This is a genomic window from Micromonospora sp. NPDC005203 (assembly GCF_042872705.1).
In the GTDB taxonomy this organism is placed as follows: Bacteria; Actinomycetota; Actinomycetes; order Mycobacteriales; family Micromonosporaceae; genus Micromonospora.
The window spans coordinates 410,634-425,093 of sequence record NZ_JBIAKV010000003.1; the positions used below are offsets into that span (position 1 = coordinate 410,634).

Here is a 14,460-nt window from a genome sequence, read left to right on the forward strand (position 1 = left end):
GGTCGACGAGCTCGGTGAGCCGCTTCGGACCGACTGGTTGCGGAACCGGGCGTACGAGCTGATGGCCAAGCTCGGCGTGCGGAAGGTCCGGCTGCACGACGCCCGGCGCGCACCCATCCAGGAACGCATGCTGCTCACCCTGCGGGCGTCACGGCCGCTGCAGGTCCCACCGGAGTTGCGGACCTTGCTGCGCTACGGCCGCGGTCCCGATCCCGTCCCGCCCCTTCCCCGGCCGAGCACTCCCGACGAGGTGGGTTGGGGTGTCCCGATGGGCTTGAACGCCCTCAACTCCGCCGACGGCGTCCTGGTCGCCTCACCGACGGGTTCCACCGCGTACTCGTTCGCCGCAGACGGTCCGGTCCTGTCGCCGCGGCTCAACGCCCTCGTGTTCACCCCGGTCGCCCCAGACACGGCGTTCAACCGCAGCATGGTCACCGCCCCGGACGAACCCGTGGGCGTGCAAGTGCTCCCGAAATCGGGTCGGGTCGCCGTCGTCGTCGACGGGCGCGTACACGGAATCCTCGACCCCGGCTGGCTGATGCTCCCGCCGCCCGCGCCGACTCCGGTGGCGAGCCGCCGCTGCTGGTCTACCGGCCGGACCTACCGGTCCCCGAGGAGCTCCGACACCTGCACCTGCCGGCGGAGGGGTCCGGTCAGTCTGAGCCCTCGTAGCCCTCCCGTGGCCGGCCATCCTGTTTGCGGGCGCGTCTGGCGGTGACCGGTCAACCGTCGTCATCATCCTCACCGGGACGGCGGTGGCGCCCCGGGTCCCTGTCGGCGGCCATGAACGCGTTGTTCTTGCCGGTAGGCCACAGTCAGCCGGCCAAAGCCCTCGTCAAGGGTCACCTTCGGTGACCAGCACAGCGCCTCTCGGGTCCGGCGTTGGTCAAACCAGTGCGCGGTGGACAACTGCTCGGCCAGGAACCGGGTCATGGGCGGTTCTCCGGTGCGCCGAAGTGCCGGCCAGAGACGCTGCACCGCGGCGCCGCCGGCCTTCGCCACTGCTACCGGTACTCGGAACCTCGGCGGCGTCGTCGCGGCGGCGACACAGATCCGTTCGACGAGTTCGCGCACCGTCCGTGGCTCGCCGTTGGTCACCACGAAGGCCTGCCCGTGTACGCCCACTTCGGCTGCCCGGTCGAGGGCGGCGACCAGCGCGTCGGCGGCGTTGCTCACGTACGTCGTGTCGATCAGGGCGGCACCCTGGCCGACCAGTGCCAGCCGGCCGGCCCGGGCCCGCTCGACGATCCGGCTCACCAACTGGGTGTCACCCGGTCCCCAGACCAGGTGCGGCCGGAGGGCCACCACGGCGAAGTCGGCCGAGTCGGCGGCCAACGCGAGCAACTCGGCCGAGGCCTTACTGCGGGCGTAGTTGCCCCGCGCCCGGTCCGGGTCAGCCGTGCCGGCGTCGACGCCGACCAGGCCGGCGCCGTGGTGGGCGACCGACGGAGAGGAGACGTGCACGAATCGCGTCACACCTGCGGCCTGGGCGACGGCGAGCAGGGTGGCCGTGCCGCGAACGTTGGTGTGCTCGAACTGCTGCCGCGGGCCGGTCATCGACACCTTCGCGGCCAGGTGGACCACGGCGTCGACGCCCTCGGCGGCGGCAGCTACGGATCCCGGGTCGGTGATGTCGCCGCGCCGCTCGTCGACGCCGACCAGGCCGCTCTGCCGACGCTGCAGGACGCGGACCTCGTCGCCGCGCGCCCGTAGCGCGGTGGCGACGGCGCCGCCGAGCATGCCGCTGGCACCGGTTACCAGGACTTTCACGGTCTGCTGAGTCTTCCGCCGGCGAGTACTCGCTCCGCCCAGTGACGCAGCCGAGTACGGTCGATCTTCGAGTTGTGCCGGATGTCCGTGGGCAGGTCGGGGACCACCAGCACGGCCGCGATCGGCGGCGTCGCCACGGTGCGTACCGCGTCGATCAGCTCCCGGCTGGCCAGTCGGGCACGGCGGGCCCCGGGCGTGGTCTCGGCGACGACCACCACCTGCGTCACACCGGGTGGTCCCACCCCGACCACCGCGGCCCGTGCGATCTGGGGCAACGACTCGACCTGCTGCTCGATCCCCACCGGGGTGAGCACGCCGTCGGCGGTGACAATGATGTGGGACAGTCGGCCCTGCACCCAGAGCCGGCCGTCGGAATCGAGGTAGCCGACGTCACCGGTGCGGTGCCAGCCCGGATTGCGGGAGCTGTTGCGCTCGGTCAACCACAGCGCGTCGTAGCGGTCCTTGGTGTGCCCGGCCCTGACCAGGATTTCCCCGGTCAGCCCGGGAATGAAGCCGGGCTGCTCGGCGGGCCTGCCGGTCGGGTCCAGAGCGGCGATCGCCACCTGGACACCGGGCAACGGCCGGCCGACGCAGACACCGTCACCCGGCTCGGTGTCGGCGATCTCGTCGAGGGTGATGTCGGTGACCGGCAGGACCTCGGTCATCCCGTACGGGGTGTGCGGCTGCGCCTTGGGCATCAGCGCCCGCGCCTGGGTGAGCAGCGCGGCGGGCACCGGCGCACCCGCGCTGAGCAGCAGCGTCACCCCCTCCAACGCGGCGCGCTGGCGATCGTCGAGGGCGTCACCGGTGTCGATGACATTGCGCAGCGCGGCCGGTGAGGCGAAGACCGACGCGGCGTCGACCGCGGCGGTCGCCTCGGCGAGAGCGGTGGCGGTCAACGTCCGTGGCGAGGTCACGCTCATGTCCGGGATCGCCGAGGGGGCACCGAGGGCCGGGCCGAAGAGTGCGAACGGCGCGAACGCCGCCACGATCCCGACGTCGGCGTTCACGCCGATGTCGGACAGCGCGTCTCGCATCGTGGCGAGTTGGCGATGGGTGTAGACCACACCCTTCGCCGGGCCGGTGGAGCCGGAGGTGAACAACACCGCCGCGTCGTCGTCCGGGCCGGGCGGGGCCGGCAGTTCGTCGAGGTCGGCACCGAGGCGGGCGAGCTTGCCCAGGGTCAGCGCACCCCACGCGGCGGCGCCGGGGCCGGCCCCGAGACGCCGTCCGGGCCAGCGCAGGGCACGGGCGACGGCGAGTCCACGACCGACAGCCACCAGGTACGCCGGGTCGGCGCTGCGCATCGCCCGGTTCATCCCGGCCAACCCCAGCCCGGGGTCGGCTACCACGATCACCGCGCCGATGCGCAGGCACGCGTAGACGGCGGCGGTCAGGTCCGCGCCGGGCGGTACGAGCAGGGCAACCCGATCGCCGGGTCGCACCCCGCAGGCGGAGAGCCCCGCCGCGATCTCCCGGATCCGTTGCCACAGCAGCGCCCAGCTGACCTGCCGGGCGTTCTGCGCCAACTCGACGAGAGCGACCGAGCGGTCCTCGGCCCGCGCTGCCAGCTCCGCCCACAACGGACGCCACGGCGCTGCCGGCTTCGGCGTCGCGGGCGGGTCGGCGGGGGGTCGGTCCAGGTCGACCAGCCACTGTGCGACCGCGCCGGCTACGTCGGCATCCTCGATGACCAGGTGACCCCCGCCTTCGAACCGGTGCAGCTGCGCATGCGGCAGCCGCTTCCGCAGATCCCTCAGATGCGCGTCGCCGAAGACCGGGTCGCGCGGACCCCAGAGCAGCAGTGCCGGGGTCTGCGCCAACGTGTGCAGATTCTGCGCGACCCCTTGCAGCGCCGGCCAGCTCGGGTGGTCGGCGCGCAGCGGAATGTCGGCGACGAAGCCGCCGACCGCGGCACGCCGGTCCATCGTGCGGTACGGAGCGAGGTAACCCTCCCGGACAGCTTCCGGCAGCCACGGGTTGGCCAAGGTGAGAGTGGCCTGCAGGAACGTCGGCGTCCGCACGGTCACCGCGGGCAGCACGCCGGGCAGCCGGGCCAGGCGGATCAGCACGGGTGCCGCCGAACCGGCCGGCTGGTGCACCGCGGTGTTGGTCAACACGACACCGCGTAGCTGGTCGCGGTGACGCAGTGCCCAGCCCAACGAGATGGAGCCGCCCCAGTCATGCCCGACCGTCACCACCGGCCCGATCAGGCCCAGCGCGTCGGTGACCGTGCTGAGATCGTCGATCCGCTGCGCCAGCCCGCGTACCGTCCCGGTGCGCTCCGAGAACCCCATGTCCAGGTGGTCGACGGCGATCACTCGCCACGGCGGTGCGTCGGCCTGCGCGAACCGGGCCAGCAGGTGCCGCCACAGGTACGACCAGGTGGGGTTGCCGTGCACGCAGAGCAGGGTTCCGACGGGTCGTCGGACCGAGCCGTCGGAGTCGGCCGCCGCGGAGTCCAGGACGTGCCAGGTGCGCTGGATACCCTGGCTGTCCCGGGCGGTGACAAACCGGGACCAGGCGGTGTTGAGGCCGGGCAGCCCGAGTGGTGGAGAAGCGTGTCGATCGCTCACCAGACGACTTCCAGGGCGCAGGTGTTCAGGCCGGAGCCGACCCCCATGCAGAGCACCCGGTCACCGGGGTTGAGCGATTCGGCGTGGTGGGCCAGAGTCATCGGCAGCGACGCCGGGCCGACGTTTCCCCACCGCGGAAAGGTCTCCGGGACCTTTCGAGGGTCGAGGCCGAGCCGGTCGACGACACCACGTGTGTGGGCCACCGAGACCTGGTGCATCACGTAGAGGTCCATGTTCTGCCAGTCCCACGGCCCGGCGTCCGCCCAGGTCGCGGCCGCGAGGGCCACCCCCGCGTCGAGCAGGCCCTTCGCGTCGGTACGCATCCGGGTGCTGTCTCCTTCGCACAGCTTGTGATGCTGTGTCGCCGCCCTACCAACCCCACCCATCAATCGGTGGCCCTGTTTGTGGGTGTCGGCGGCAGCCAGCACCATCGCTGCCGCACCCGAGCCGAGGGTCAGCGTCGCGAACTGCTCCCGCACGTCGTCCCGGGTGGAGTCGGGTCGGCGCAGCCGGTCGATCGTCGCCTGTTGGGCCTCGCGGGAACTCTCCCCCGCCACGATCAGCGCGTACCGGATCTGTCCAGCATCGATCATGTTGGCAGCGACCTGCATCCCGTTGACGAACCCGAGGCAGGCGTTGGCGATGTCGAAGTTCAGTGCCGACGGCGGCAGTTCCAGGGTGTGGTGGATCGCCGCCGCCGTCGAGGGCTCCAGAAACGCCCGTGACACGGAGGTGTTGAGCAGCAGGCCGACGTCACGCGCGTCGACGCCGGCCTCCGACAGTGCCTTGGCGCCGGCAATCGCCGCCGCGTCGGCGAAGCCGAAGCCCTCCGGCCACCAGCGCCGCTCCTGGATGCCGGCGATCCGCTGAAGCATCCCCCGGCGCAGCCCCAGCCGCCGGAAGGTCTCGTCCAACTGCTCGTCGAACTGACCAGAAGTAACGACGACCGGCGCCTCCTGGGCCACTACCGACAATATCGCCGTGTTTGTATAGCGATATTCAGCGTTGCCCTGCGTCATTCAGCCTCCGCCCGTCGCCCATCCCGAGGGCTCGAAGCTATCCACTCGGTTCCCCATCCACCAACAGTCGATGGGCATCGCGGTGAACATCACTCACCCGCCCACGCCCATCCGGCACCTGCACCCCTGAGGTGTTCCACCTCGCTGCGTTGGACGTTCCGGCCGTGCTCCGCCGCATCATCCCCGACTTCACAACCGCAGGTCACCCCGCGATACAACGCCAGGTCTGCCCTCCTGAGGGCGCACCTTGTCCGGGTCTTCGATGGGGGTGACGCCACCCGCTACGGATACATGCCGGCAGAGCATCTCCACAGTCTGATGGCCAACTGCTTCTCCGGGCCTGTCTCGCTTAGGGTGTTTCCGGCGATCTTGGTTAGTAGGTTTCAGCGGCTGGGAAGCGGTCGCTGAAGGTGATGGCGAAGGCGTTCAGGGCGGGTTTCCAGCGCATCGTCCATCGGGTTCTGCCTGCTCCGGTGGGGTCCAGGGATCGGGTCACCAGGTACAGACACTTCAACGCGGCCTGCTCGCTGGGGAGGTGGCCGCGGGACTTCACGGCCCGCCGGTAGCGGGCGTTCAACGACTCGATCGCGTTGGTCGAGCAGATCACCCGCCGGATCTCAACGTCGTAGTCGAGGAACGGGATGAACTCCGCCCAGGCGTTGTCCCACAGCCGGATCACCGCCGGATACCGGCCGCCCCACTTCTCGGCCAGGTCCTCGAACGCGGCGCGGGCGGCGGTGGCGTTGACGGCGGTGTAGATCGGTTTGATGTCGTGCTTGATCTCGTCCCAGTACTTGCGTGAGGTGAGCCGGAACGTGTTGCGGATCAGATGGATGATGCAGGTCTGCACGATCGTGGCCGGCCACACGTTCGTGACCACCTCCGGCAGCCCTTTGAGCCCGTCGCAGACGAGGAAGAACACGTCCCTCACACCTCGGTTACGCAGGTCGGTCAGCACGCTCATCCAGAACTTCGCGCCCTCACCACCGGCGCCGGCCCACAGCCCGAGGATGTCCTTCTCGCCGTCGAGGGTGACCCCGATCGCGGCGTAGAACGGCCGGTTCGCGACCTGCCCGTCGCGGACCTTGACCACGATCGCGTCGATGAACACCGCCGCGTAGATGGCGTCCAGGGGTCGGTGGGACCAGTCGGTCATCTCCTCGATCACCCTGTCGGTGATCCGCGAGATGGTCTCCTTACTGACCGAAGCGCCGTAGATCTCGGCGAAGTGAGCGCTGATCTCCCCGGTCGTCAGCCCTTTGGCATACAGCGACAACACCACCTCGTCGACCGCTTCTGGGGCTGTCTCGGTAACGGTGTTTCCGGCGATCTTGGTTAGTAGGTTTCAGCGGCTGGGAAGCGGTCGCTGAAGGTGATGGCGAAGGCGTTCAACGCGGGTTTCCAGGGCATCGTCCATCGGGTTCGGCCTGCTCCGGTGGGTCCAGGGACCGGGTCACCAGGTACAGACACTTCAACGCAGCCAACTCGTTGGGGAAGTGGCCGCGGGCCTTCACGGCCCGTCGGTAGCGGGCGTTCAACGACTCGATCGCGTTCGTGGAGCCGATCACGGTGCGGATCTCCACGTCGATCGACGTGGAGATCCGCAAGCTGATCAATACCACCAACATGATCGAGTCGCTGAACAGCCGATTGCGGCAAGCCACCCGCCGGCGAGGCCACTTCACCACCGAGCAAGCCGCGATGAAGGTCCTCTACCTCGTCGTCACTGAGAACGACGAGCCGGCCAGAACATCGCCGCCCGAATCCCCGCCTGGGACAAGTCCTCAACGCCCTCGCCGAGCAGTACAGCGACCGGATCAATGGCAACTAGAAACATCGATCACATCAAGATCCACCCACAAGGGTCCGGACAGCCCACTCGCGTCATTCACGACTACCTGCCAGTGCCGTTATTCCGGAATCGGCCCTGGACTGGCCGGGGGCACGAAGAAGTAGCCGCCGCCGAAGGTGAGCACGTACTTGTCCAGCGCCTCGCCTGCGAGCCGCCGCTGTACCGCGACGAAGCCCCGGTCCAGGTCCGCCTGAAAACAAACGAAAACTAGCCCCTCATCGGGGCGACCCCCGCCCGGGACGGCCAGCCGTCGGTAGGCATAGCCACGGCGCAGGATCCGACTGTCCTCGGTTTGCCGGGTACGCGGATTAGCCCGCCGAATGTGCGCGTCGAGCCGGATCACCGTCCCGTCCGGGTCGCCGGCGTAGTCGGGTTCGTCGTCCTCGCGCTGACGGCCCAGTGGAGCGCCGGTGGCCTTGGTCCGGCCGAACACCTCCTCCTGCCGGGTCAGCGGCTCGGTGTCCCACAGCTCGGTGGCGAGCCGGATGAGCCTGACCACCTGGTACGTCCCGCCGGCCGCCCATCCCGGTTCCCCGGTGCCCGCGAAGACCAGCCGGTCCATCAGGTCCCGATCGTTAACTGGGGGGTTACTGGAGCCCTCCCGAAAGCCGAACAGATTCCGATCGACGAACGCACCGGAGCCGGTGGTCTGGTTCTCGGCCCGGAAGCCATCGATGGACCAGCGGGACCGTAAGCCGCCGCCACCGGCGGCGAGTACGTCCCGGCCGATGCGTGCGACGGTCTCGGGCCGGTCCGCACAGACTTGCACCAGCAGGTCGCCGTGGCACTGCTCCGGGTCGAGCACATCGTTGGGAAAGCTCTCCATCGGCCGCAGGCATCGCGGTCGCAGCCCGGCCAGACCGAACCTGTCGTCGAACAGCGATGCACCGATTCCGACCGTGACGCTGGCCCGCTCGGACGCCCGGCCGTTGACCGCGTCAGCCAGTTCGCCCAACCCGCGGAGCAGGGCGGTCAGAGCGGCGCGGTCGGTGGCCGATACGTCGAAGGCGGTGAACCGGGCGGAAGCGGGCGGGGCGGTGAGCACACCGGGCGGATGGGCGACGGTCGGGCGGTTGGCGCCGGCCGCCGTGTCCGGGGTGCCCGGTGCAGCGGCCGGGGTCGGCGTAGCACCGGGCGTCGATTCGACATCGGAAGCCGAGTCGCTGCCGCAGCCGGCGAGCAGCGCGGCGGCACCGACCGCGCCCGCCCCGGCCAACAGCTCCCGCCGTGGCACCGCCCGACCGGCGGTCACCGTTTTTTCCCGCGCCGGGTACGACGGCTGGACAGCGCCATCAGCCGGGCATGTTCCGCCGCGAACGAGCTGACATCCGGGTCTGCTGCCCTGAGCGCAGCATCCAGGGCAGCAGGATGTTCCGGGGCGAGTCGCACGGCGGCAGCCGCGGCGAACAGCCGGGCCGTCCGGGAGTCGGCGGTGAGTCCGCTGATGACCTGCCGCTCATCGGGTGCCGTCAGCTGCCGCAGTAGGTCACCATGCCGACCACCAGCCGCCGCAGCCAGTTGTGTGGTGGACGCCCTGCTCAACAACCCCACTGCCTTCCACCGGACCGCCTCGTCCGGGTCCTCGATCAACCCCACCGCCTCGGTCAGCAGGTCGACGTGCTCGCTGGTGGCGGCAGCCAACACCGCGTCCAGCGCGAAGAAGCGCACGTAGCGGGACGTGTGTCGCAGCAGCGGACGCACGTCGTCCAGCAGGAGGACGGCCCTCTCCCCCAGCTCCGCGGTGATCCACGCGCCGGCTCGCACTACGCTGTCACGCTCGTCACGCAGCAGCGGACGCAACCGGTCGACCGGATAGCCGGCGAACACCTGCTCCAGCAAGTCGACCGCAGCCGAGTCCGGCGCCGGGTGTTCCCCGGCGCACAGCGCCCGTACCAGCTCGTCCCCGCGCATCCACCCTCCTCAAGAACCACTCAGAAGCTTCTCGATCTGCCGAAGCAGCTGCTCCTCCTGGGTGATTCTCGCGCGGTGCGGACCGTCTTCGCCCAGCCGGAGTTGTTCTGCTTTCCGCGTGGCGATGCTGGTCCTGAGGTCGTCGGCCATGTCGACCAGATCGTCCGTCGTCCAGTCCGACGGGACGTGAGCGGGCAGATCGCCATGCACCTTGCCGGTCGAGTCCAAACGGGGCATTCCCCGGCGGCAGTTGTGCACGAGAACGGGCGTGTCGCCGGCCAGCACGTAGTACGTTGGCACACCCGAAACCGTCAGGTTGAGCACCGGCTGATCAACGGCGCCGTACCGGCGTACTCCGTCCACCTTGACGGTTCCGCCGGTCGGTGAGCGCAACTCGTCCCCGGCGGTCAGGTCACCCGCGTCGATCCAGCGACGGTCGGCGGCGTCGTAGAACGGGTGCTCGCCGGTGGCGGTCACCACCTCGCCGTCGATGGTCAGGTCGACCAGGTCTTTCTCACCGTCACCGCTGATCACGTCGGTGACCTCGCGTGGACCGGTCTGGCCCGTTTCCGGGTCGGTGGCCAGCACCTGGTCCCCGACGGCGACCTCGCCGATGGGTTTCGTGCTGCCGTCGGCCATCAGGACCCGGGTGTCCGGGGTGAAGCTGTTCCGGCGGCAGAGTTTGGCGACGTCGTACACGTCGTCGACCAGCGTGAAACCCTTGCCGAAGCCCGCGGTGGCCGCGTTGACCAGGCCGCCGACGAGCGCGTCTCCGCCCACACCGTTCCAGCCCCAGTCCACCTTCCGGCCGGACAAACGCTGGGTGCCGTAGCTGATCCCGCCGTCGATCACCGCACCGATCAGGAACGCGCCGGCGATGACCAGCAGGAACGGCAGGTGCCCGGTGGGGTCTGTGTAGTTCACCGGGCTGTTCGCGGCGTAGGCGTACAGGTTGCCGCCGCCGGCGTGGCCGATCGGGTCCTGGCTGATGAACCGGGACAACATCGGGTGGTAGTACCGGGCCCGGTTGTAGTAGAGCCCGGTGCCGTCGCTTTCCCGGGCGGCGTACTGCACGGTGTTGTCGCTCGCCGCGCCGCTGGCGCTGGTCGTGCCGAACGGCTCGTAGGTGTAGCTGGTGGCGACCGACCCGGAGCCGTTGGTCAGCCCCACCACGCTGCCCAGCGCGTCGGTGAGCACGTCATGCTCGCCGGTGGCGTCGCTGCGGCCGTAGTGGACGTCGGTGCCGCCGGTCATCAGGTTGGCCGTCGGCCCGGTCGCGTTCAGCTCCTGCACGGCGGTGTCCCCGTCGTACAGGTAGCGGGTCACCGTGCCGTTGACCGTGCGCGTCGTGCGTCTGTCCAGGCCGTCGTAGCTGAAGTTCGCCGACATCCCGGTACGCGCCAGCGAGGCGAGCTGCCCCCGGGCGTTCCAGGTGTACGTGGTCGCCCCGTCGCCGGTGAGGTTGCCCTCGTTGTCGTAGCTGTAGGTGGTGCCACCCAACGATGTGAGCTGGTCGGCGTCGTTGTAGACGGCCCCGGAGAACGCGGCCGGCAGGCCGGTCCGGGCGTAGCTGCCCTCCACCGACGCCCGACGCCCCGCCAGGTCGTAGGTGTAGCGAAGGTCGCCCAACGCGGTGCCGCCCCGGCTGTAGTCGATGGCGGTGAGCTGGTCGGCGTCGTCGTAGGAGTACGTCTGCACGGTGCCGCCCGGCATGGTCCGGGTCTTCGGCCGACCCGCCTCGTCGTAGCCCAGCCCGACGGTCTGACTGCCGCGGGTGATGCTGGTCAGTTGGTTCGCGTCGTTGTAGCCGTACGTCGTCTCCGGTTGCCCGGTGACCCGCATCGACGCACGCCGGCCGGCGTCGTCGTAGCCGTAGCCGACCGTGCCCTGTGGTGTGACCGCCTCGACCAGACGGTCCAGGTCATCAGGGGTCTGGGTGATGGTGCCGCCGGTGGTGTCGGTGATCTGGGTAATCCGGTTACCGGTGTCGTAGGTGTAGTCGACGGTGCTCTGCGCGGTCGTGCCGGACACTCCGAACGCGACAGCGTCCAACCGGTCCAGTTCGTCGTAGTCGTAGCGGGTGAGCAGACCGCGCCGGTCGGTGACCGTCCGGATGTTGTCGTTGCCGTCGTACGTCCGGCTCGCCGTCTTGCCGAGCGGGTCGGTGATCGTCTTCACCCGGTCGGCATCGTCGTAGGTGTAGGACGTGGTGTGGTTCCGCGCGTCGGTGCGGGTCTTCAGGTTGCCGTTGTCGTCGTATGTGCGGTTGGTGGTGTTGTCGACCGGGTCGGCGACGGTAGTCAGCAGGTTCCGGGCGTCGTAGGTGAAGCGGGACACCCCACCCGCCGCGTCTCGCTGTTCCAGGAGTCGGCCGGCGGCGTCGCCATACTGCCGGCTCGCCCGGCCGAGCGGGTCGGTCGTCGCCACCAGGTCATCGAGCTGGTAGGTGAAGGTGGTGGTCTTGTTGCGGGGGTCGGTGACCGTGGCGGGCTGCCCGTCCGGGCGGTACGTGAAGGTCACCGTCCGGTCCTCGGCGTCGATGGCCTGCCGAACGTTGCCGGCCGCGTCGAACTCGTACCGGGTGGTGTGGCCGAGCGGGTCGGTCTCCGCACTGAGCTGGCTAAACGGTCCAGCGTGGACCCGGGTGGTGGTCAGCGCCTCGGGCGTGCCGGCCAGCAGGGTGACCGTCTCGACGTTGCCTGCGGCGTCGTAGCCGAAGCTGGTGCGCCGGCTGCGCTGATCGACCAGGGCGCTGACCCGGTTGGTGACGGGGTCCCGTTCCATGGTCTTGGTCTGCGCCTTCGCGGTACCGTGCGCGGCGGTCTCGGTGACCGCGTACCCGGCGGTGTTGAAGGTGACCCGGCGGACCCGGTTGTTCGGGTCGGTGACCCGGGTCTCGGTGGTCCGGCCGTTGGCGTCCGTGGTGTACGCGAACTCGTAGACCGCCCCCTCGGCGAGCGTCTGGCGTTCCACCCGGCCTGCGACGTCGTACACATTGGTCAGGTACGTGATGCCGCGCGGGTCGGTGATGGTCGCCAGACGCTTGTTGGCGTCGTACCCGTAGGTGGTGACCTTGCCCGCGACGTCGGTGACGGTATGCAGCCAGCCGGCGGTGTCGTAGGTGTAGCCGACCGTCCGGCCGAGGTTGTCCTCGACCCCGCTGACCCGGTTGGCGGAGTCGTAGGAGTACTTGATCCACTTACCGCCCGGAGAGGTGACCCGGGTGATGTTTCCGCTTTGCGGGTTACCGCCGCTGCCGGTGCGGGTGATGGTGATCTGGTTGCCGTGCCGGTCCCGGATCGCCTGCAACGGGGTGAGTTCGCCGAAGACGAAGGTGATGCCGTCTCGGCGGGTCAGGTTCCAGCCGTTGCCGTTCCAGGTGATCGTCGACTTGTACCACTCGGTGGGAGAGGTGTCGTTGCGGAATACCGCGTCGGAGAAGCCGCTGCCCGAGGAGATCCGCTCATAGTGAATCTTCCCGCCGTGTGGCAGCACCAGGTCGGCCTCCTCGTACTCATTGGCCGATTCCAGGAAGATGCCGTACTCGTGGTTCTGGCCGAGACCGAACGGGCGGATCTGGTCGTCCGCCTGCCGGTAGGTACGGGTCACCGAGATCGGCATGACGTCGGGCAGGGTCAGGTCGGTGTGCGTGTCGATCATCAGGCCGGTGCCCAGGTCGACCGGGTCACCGTCGAGCCACCGGCGGAAGTCGTCGTTTGGTCCGTACTGCGGGCCGAGCAGCCCAGCGTTGATCATCGAGCCGGTGAAGGAGTAGACGCGGACGTTCTCGTCCGGCACCACCTGCCGGCCGTCCTGGCTGACCCGGCCGTGGCCGTACACGTGCCAGCCCCGGCCGGACGGTTCGTAGTTCCAGAACTCGACACGCGTGCCCGGCGCCTCGTGGGTGTAGTTCGGGTAGATGACCCGGGCGCCCTGCGGGAAGAGGTAGCTGCCGCCGGGTTGCACGGTGAAGTAGACAGGCACCTTGATGTGCGCGGGCAGCGGGAACGGCGGCCGGTCGGTGGGGATCGCGGTGAGGCTCAGCTCGTTGGCCACCTTGCCGTCGGCGTCGCGGACAACCGAACCGGCAGGCAGGCGCACCTCCAGGCCGGGAATCTTCGGGGTGGTGAGCACCACCTCCCGGGTGGTGGGCGAGGGGAACCGCACGGCGGTCGACCGGTCGATCCGGGTCAACCAGATTGGGTACGCCAGCGCGGTGGTCTTGCCGGCGGCCAGCTCGACGCCGATCTCGTAGCGGCCGTAGTCGCCTCGCGGTCGGCCGGCGGCCCGCCCGTCGACGGTCAGCTCGTGCTTGCCGGCCGGCACTCCGGCGAGCAGGAACCGCCCGTCCGCACCGCTGTGGGCGCGCACCTCACCGACCTCGACGGTCACCCCGACCAGGGGCAGCCCGTCGACGGCCCGCACCTGACCGGCGAGCGCGGTCACCCCGCGCGGCGCCCGGGCTGCGGCCGGAGCCGGGGCCGGCCGGGGCAGTCGGGTCCGCCAGTCCGTGCCGCCGAGGTTGGATCGGTCCGGCTGCCACCCGTCGGTGCGGCCGTTGGTGTCCAGGCTCAGCGCCGGGCGTACCCCGGGCCGGTCGGCGTCCGACGCCGCCTTGTTCGCCGTGGCCGTTGTGTTCGCCGTGGCCGCTCTGTTGGCTGGGTCGGCGGCCTTGTCGGCCGTGCCGGGCTTGGCTGCCCTGCCGGTCGGGGTGATGCCCCAGGCACCCAGTGAGATGCCCTGGTAACCGCCTCTTTGCGCGAATGTCGGCGCATGCCCATGGGGTCGGGCAGGTGCGCCGGGGGCCACGGCGGGCTCGGCCCGCTCGGCACCCCCGGAGGATGGGCTGGCAATGGCCGTAAGCGGGCCGGCTGCCGCCACCGCGACGGCTGGCGTGTTGCTGACGGCGAGGGTGACCGACCCGGTCCGCGCGTTCTGCGGGTCGATCAGGATGTCGTGCACACCGGCAACGGTCAGCGCGGCCACAGTGGTAGAAGTGTTACCGCTGAGGAAGCGACCGTTGACGTGTGTCGTGCCGTCCGGCCGGATCACCGACACCTCGTAGGCACCGCCGAACGTCACGCCGCTGAAGGTCAGCGTGACCTTCTGACCGGCGCTGCCGGTGAACCGCAGGCGGGCGTCCTGCCCAGGCCGGGCGATGGTGGCCGACACGACCGCGCCGCCGACGGTCACCGTGCCGCCCTCGACGGGCACCGAGTACGTCACGGTCATGGACCCGGTCTTGGCGACGTAATCCAGAATCACCGTATAAGTGCCGGCAACCGTCAGCGGGACCAGGTCATAATCCGTCGTACCACCGGAGATATACGTG

The 14,460-nt window shown here is 69.8% G+C and carries 8 protein-coding genes and 2 pseudogenes; 2 read left to right on the forward strand and 8 right to left on the reverse strand.

Annotated features, from left to right (window positions below):
* The first annotated feature begins 37 nt into the window (after window positions 1-37).
* Window positions 38-718, forward strand: a complete 681-nt coding sequence (locus ACFYPM_RS11565) for a hypothetical protein (RefSeq protein WP_387194334.1) — start codon at window positions 38-40, stop codon at window positions 716-718.
* A 23-nt stretch (window positions 719-741) separates the two neighbouring features.
* Here ACFYPM_RS11565 and ACFYPM_RS11570 read toward each other — a convergent pair whose 3' ends face one another.
* From ACFYPM_RS11570 to ACFYPM_RS11590, 5 genes and pseudogenes are all read right to left on the reverse strand, one after another.
* Entirely contained in the window at window positions 742-1,770 is a 1,029-nt protein-coding gene (locus tag ACFYPM_RS11570; RefSeq protein WP_387194337.1) for an NAD-dependent epimerase/dehydratase family protein, read from the reverse strand.
* Window positions 1,767-4,346, reverse strand: a complete 2,580-nt coding sequence (locus tag ACFYPM_RS11575) for an alpha/beta fold hydrolase (protein ID WP_387194340.1) — start codon at window positions 4,344-4,346, stop codon at window positions 1,767-1,769. Before ACFYPM_RS11575 ends, ACFYPM_RS11570 begins: the two co-directional genes overlap by 4 nt.
* Entirely contained in the window at window positions 4,343-5,365 is a 1,023-nt protein-coding gene (locus tag ACFYPM_RS11580) for a 3-oxoacyl-ACP synthase III (RefSeq protein WP_387194343.1), read from the reverse strand. The genes ACFYPM_RS11575 and ACFYPM_RS11580 overlap by 4 nt, the downstream gene beginning before the upstream one ends.
* A 373-nt stretch (window positions 5,366-5,738) precedes the next feature.
* Window positions 5,739-6,656: pseudogene (locus ACFYPM_RS11585) on the reverse strand (IS256 family transposase); the annotation flags it as partial.
* Between the two features lie 44 nt (window positions 6,657-6,700).
* Window positions 6,701-7,047 (reverse strand): annotated as a pseudogene (locus ACFYPM_RS11590) (transposase); the annotation flags it as partial.
* Here ACFYPM_RS11590 and ACFYPM_RS11595 point away from each other — a divergent pair.
* Window positions 6,992-7,321: a transposase gene (locus ACFYPM_RS11595; RefSeq protein ID WP_387194345.1), complete on the forward strand. Its 330-nt coding sequence runs from the start codon at window positions 6,992-6,994 to the stop codon at window positions 7,319-7,321. The pseudogene ACFYPM_RS11590 and the gene ACFYPM_RS11595 overlap by 56 nt on opposite strands.
* Here ACFYPM_RS11595 and ACFYPM_RS11600 read toward each other — a convergent pair.
* Genes ACFYPM_RS11600 through ACFYPM_RS11610 form a run of 3 tightly spaced genes read right to left on the reverse strand, consistent with a single transcriptional unit; the run spans window position 7,276 to window position 14,360 of the window.
* Window positions 7,276-8,469 (reverse strand): Dyp-type peroxidase, encoded by a 1,194-nt coding sequence (locus ACFYPM_RS11600; protein ID WP_387194347.1) that lies wholly within the window; start codon window positions 8,467-8,469, stop codon window positions 7,276-7,278. The two genes, ACFYPM_RS11595 and ACFYPM_RS11600, sit on opposite strands and share 46 nt — an antisense overlap.
* The gene (locus tag ACFYPM_RS11605) at window positions 8,466-9,128 is read right to left on the reverse strand and encodes a HEAT repeat domain-containing protein (RefSeq protein ID WP_387194350.1); all 663 of its coding nucleotides are present in this window, start codon (window positions 9,126-9,128) and stop codon (window positions 8,466-8,468) included. Before ACFYPM_RS11605 ends, ACFYPM_RS11600 begins: the two co-directional genes overlap by 4 nt.
* Before the next feature lie 9 nt (window positions 9,129-9,137).
* Window positions 9,138-14,360 (reverse strand): RHS repeat-associated core domain-containing protein, encoded by a 5,223-nt coding sequence (locus ACFYPM_RS11610; protein ID WP_387194353.1) that lies wholly within the window; start codon window positions 14,358-14,360, stop codon window positions 9,138-9,140.
* Between the last annotated feature and the right edge of the window lie 100 nt (window positions 14,361-14,460).

Bases quoted from the DNA above. Each gene is read 5' to 3' on its own strand.
- ACFYPM_RS11580 (WP_387194343.1), bottom strand. From the start codon at position 5,365: ATGACGCAGGGCAACGCTGAATATCGCTATACAAACACGGCGATATTG.
- ACFYPM_RS11595 (WP_387194345.1), top strand. From the start codon at position 6,992: ATGATCGAGTCGCTGAACAGCCGATTGCGGCAAGCCACCCGCCGGCGA.
- ACFYPM_RS11605 (WP_387194350.1), bottom strand. From the start codon at position 9,128: ATGCGCGGGGACGAGCTGGTACGGGCGCTGTGCGCCGGGGAACACCCG.
- ACFYPM_RS11610 (WP_387194353.1), bottom strand. From the start codon at position 14,360: ATGACCGTGACGTACTCGGTGCCCGTCGAGGGCGGCACGGTGACCGTC.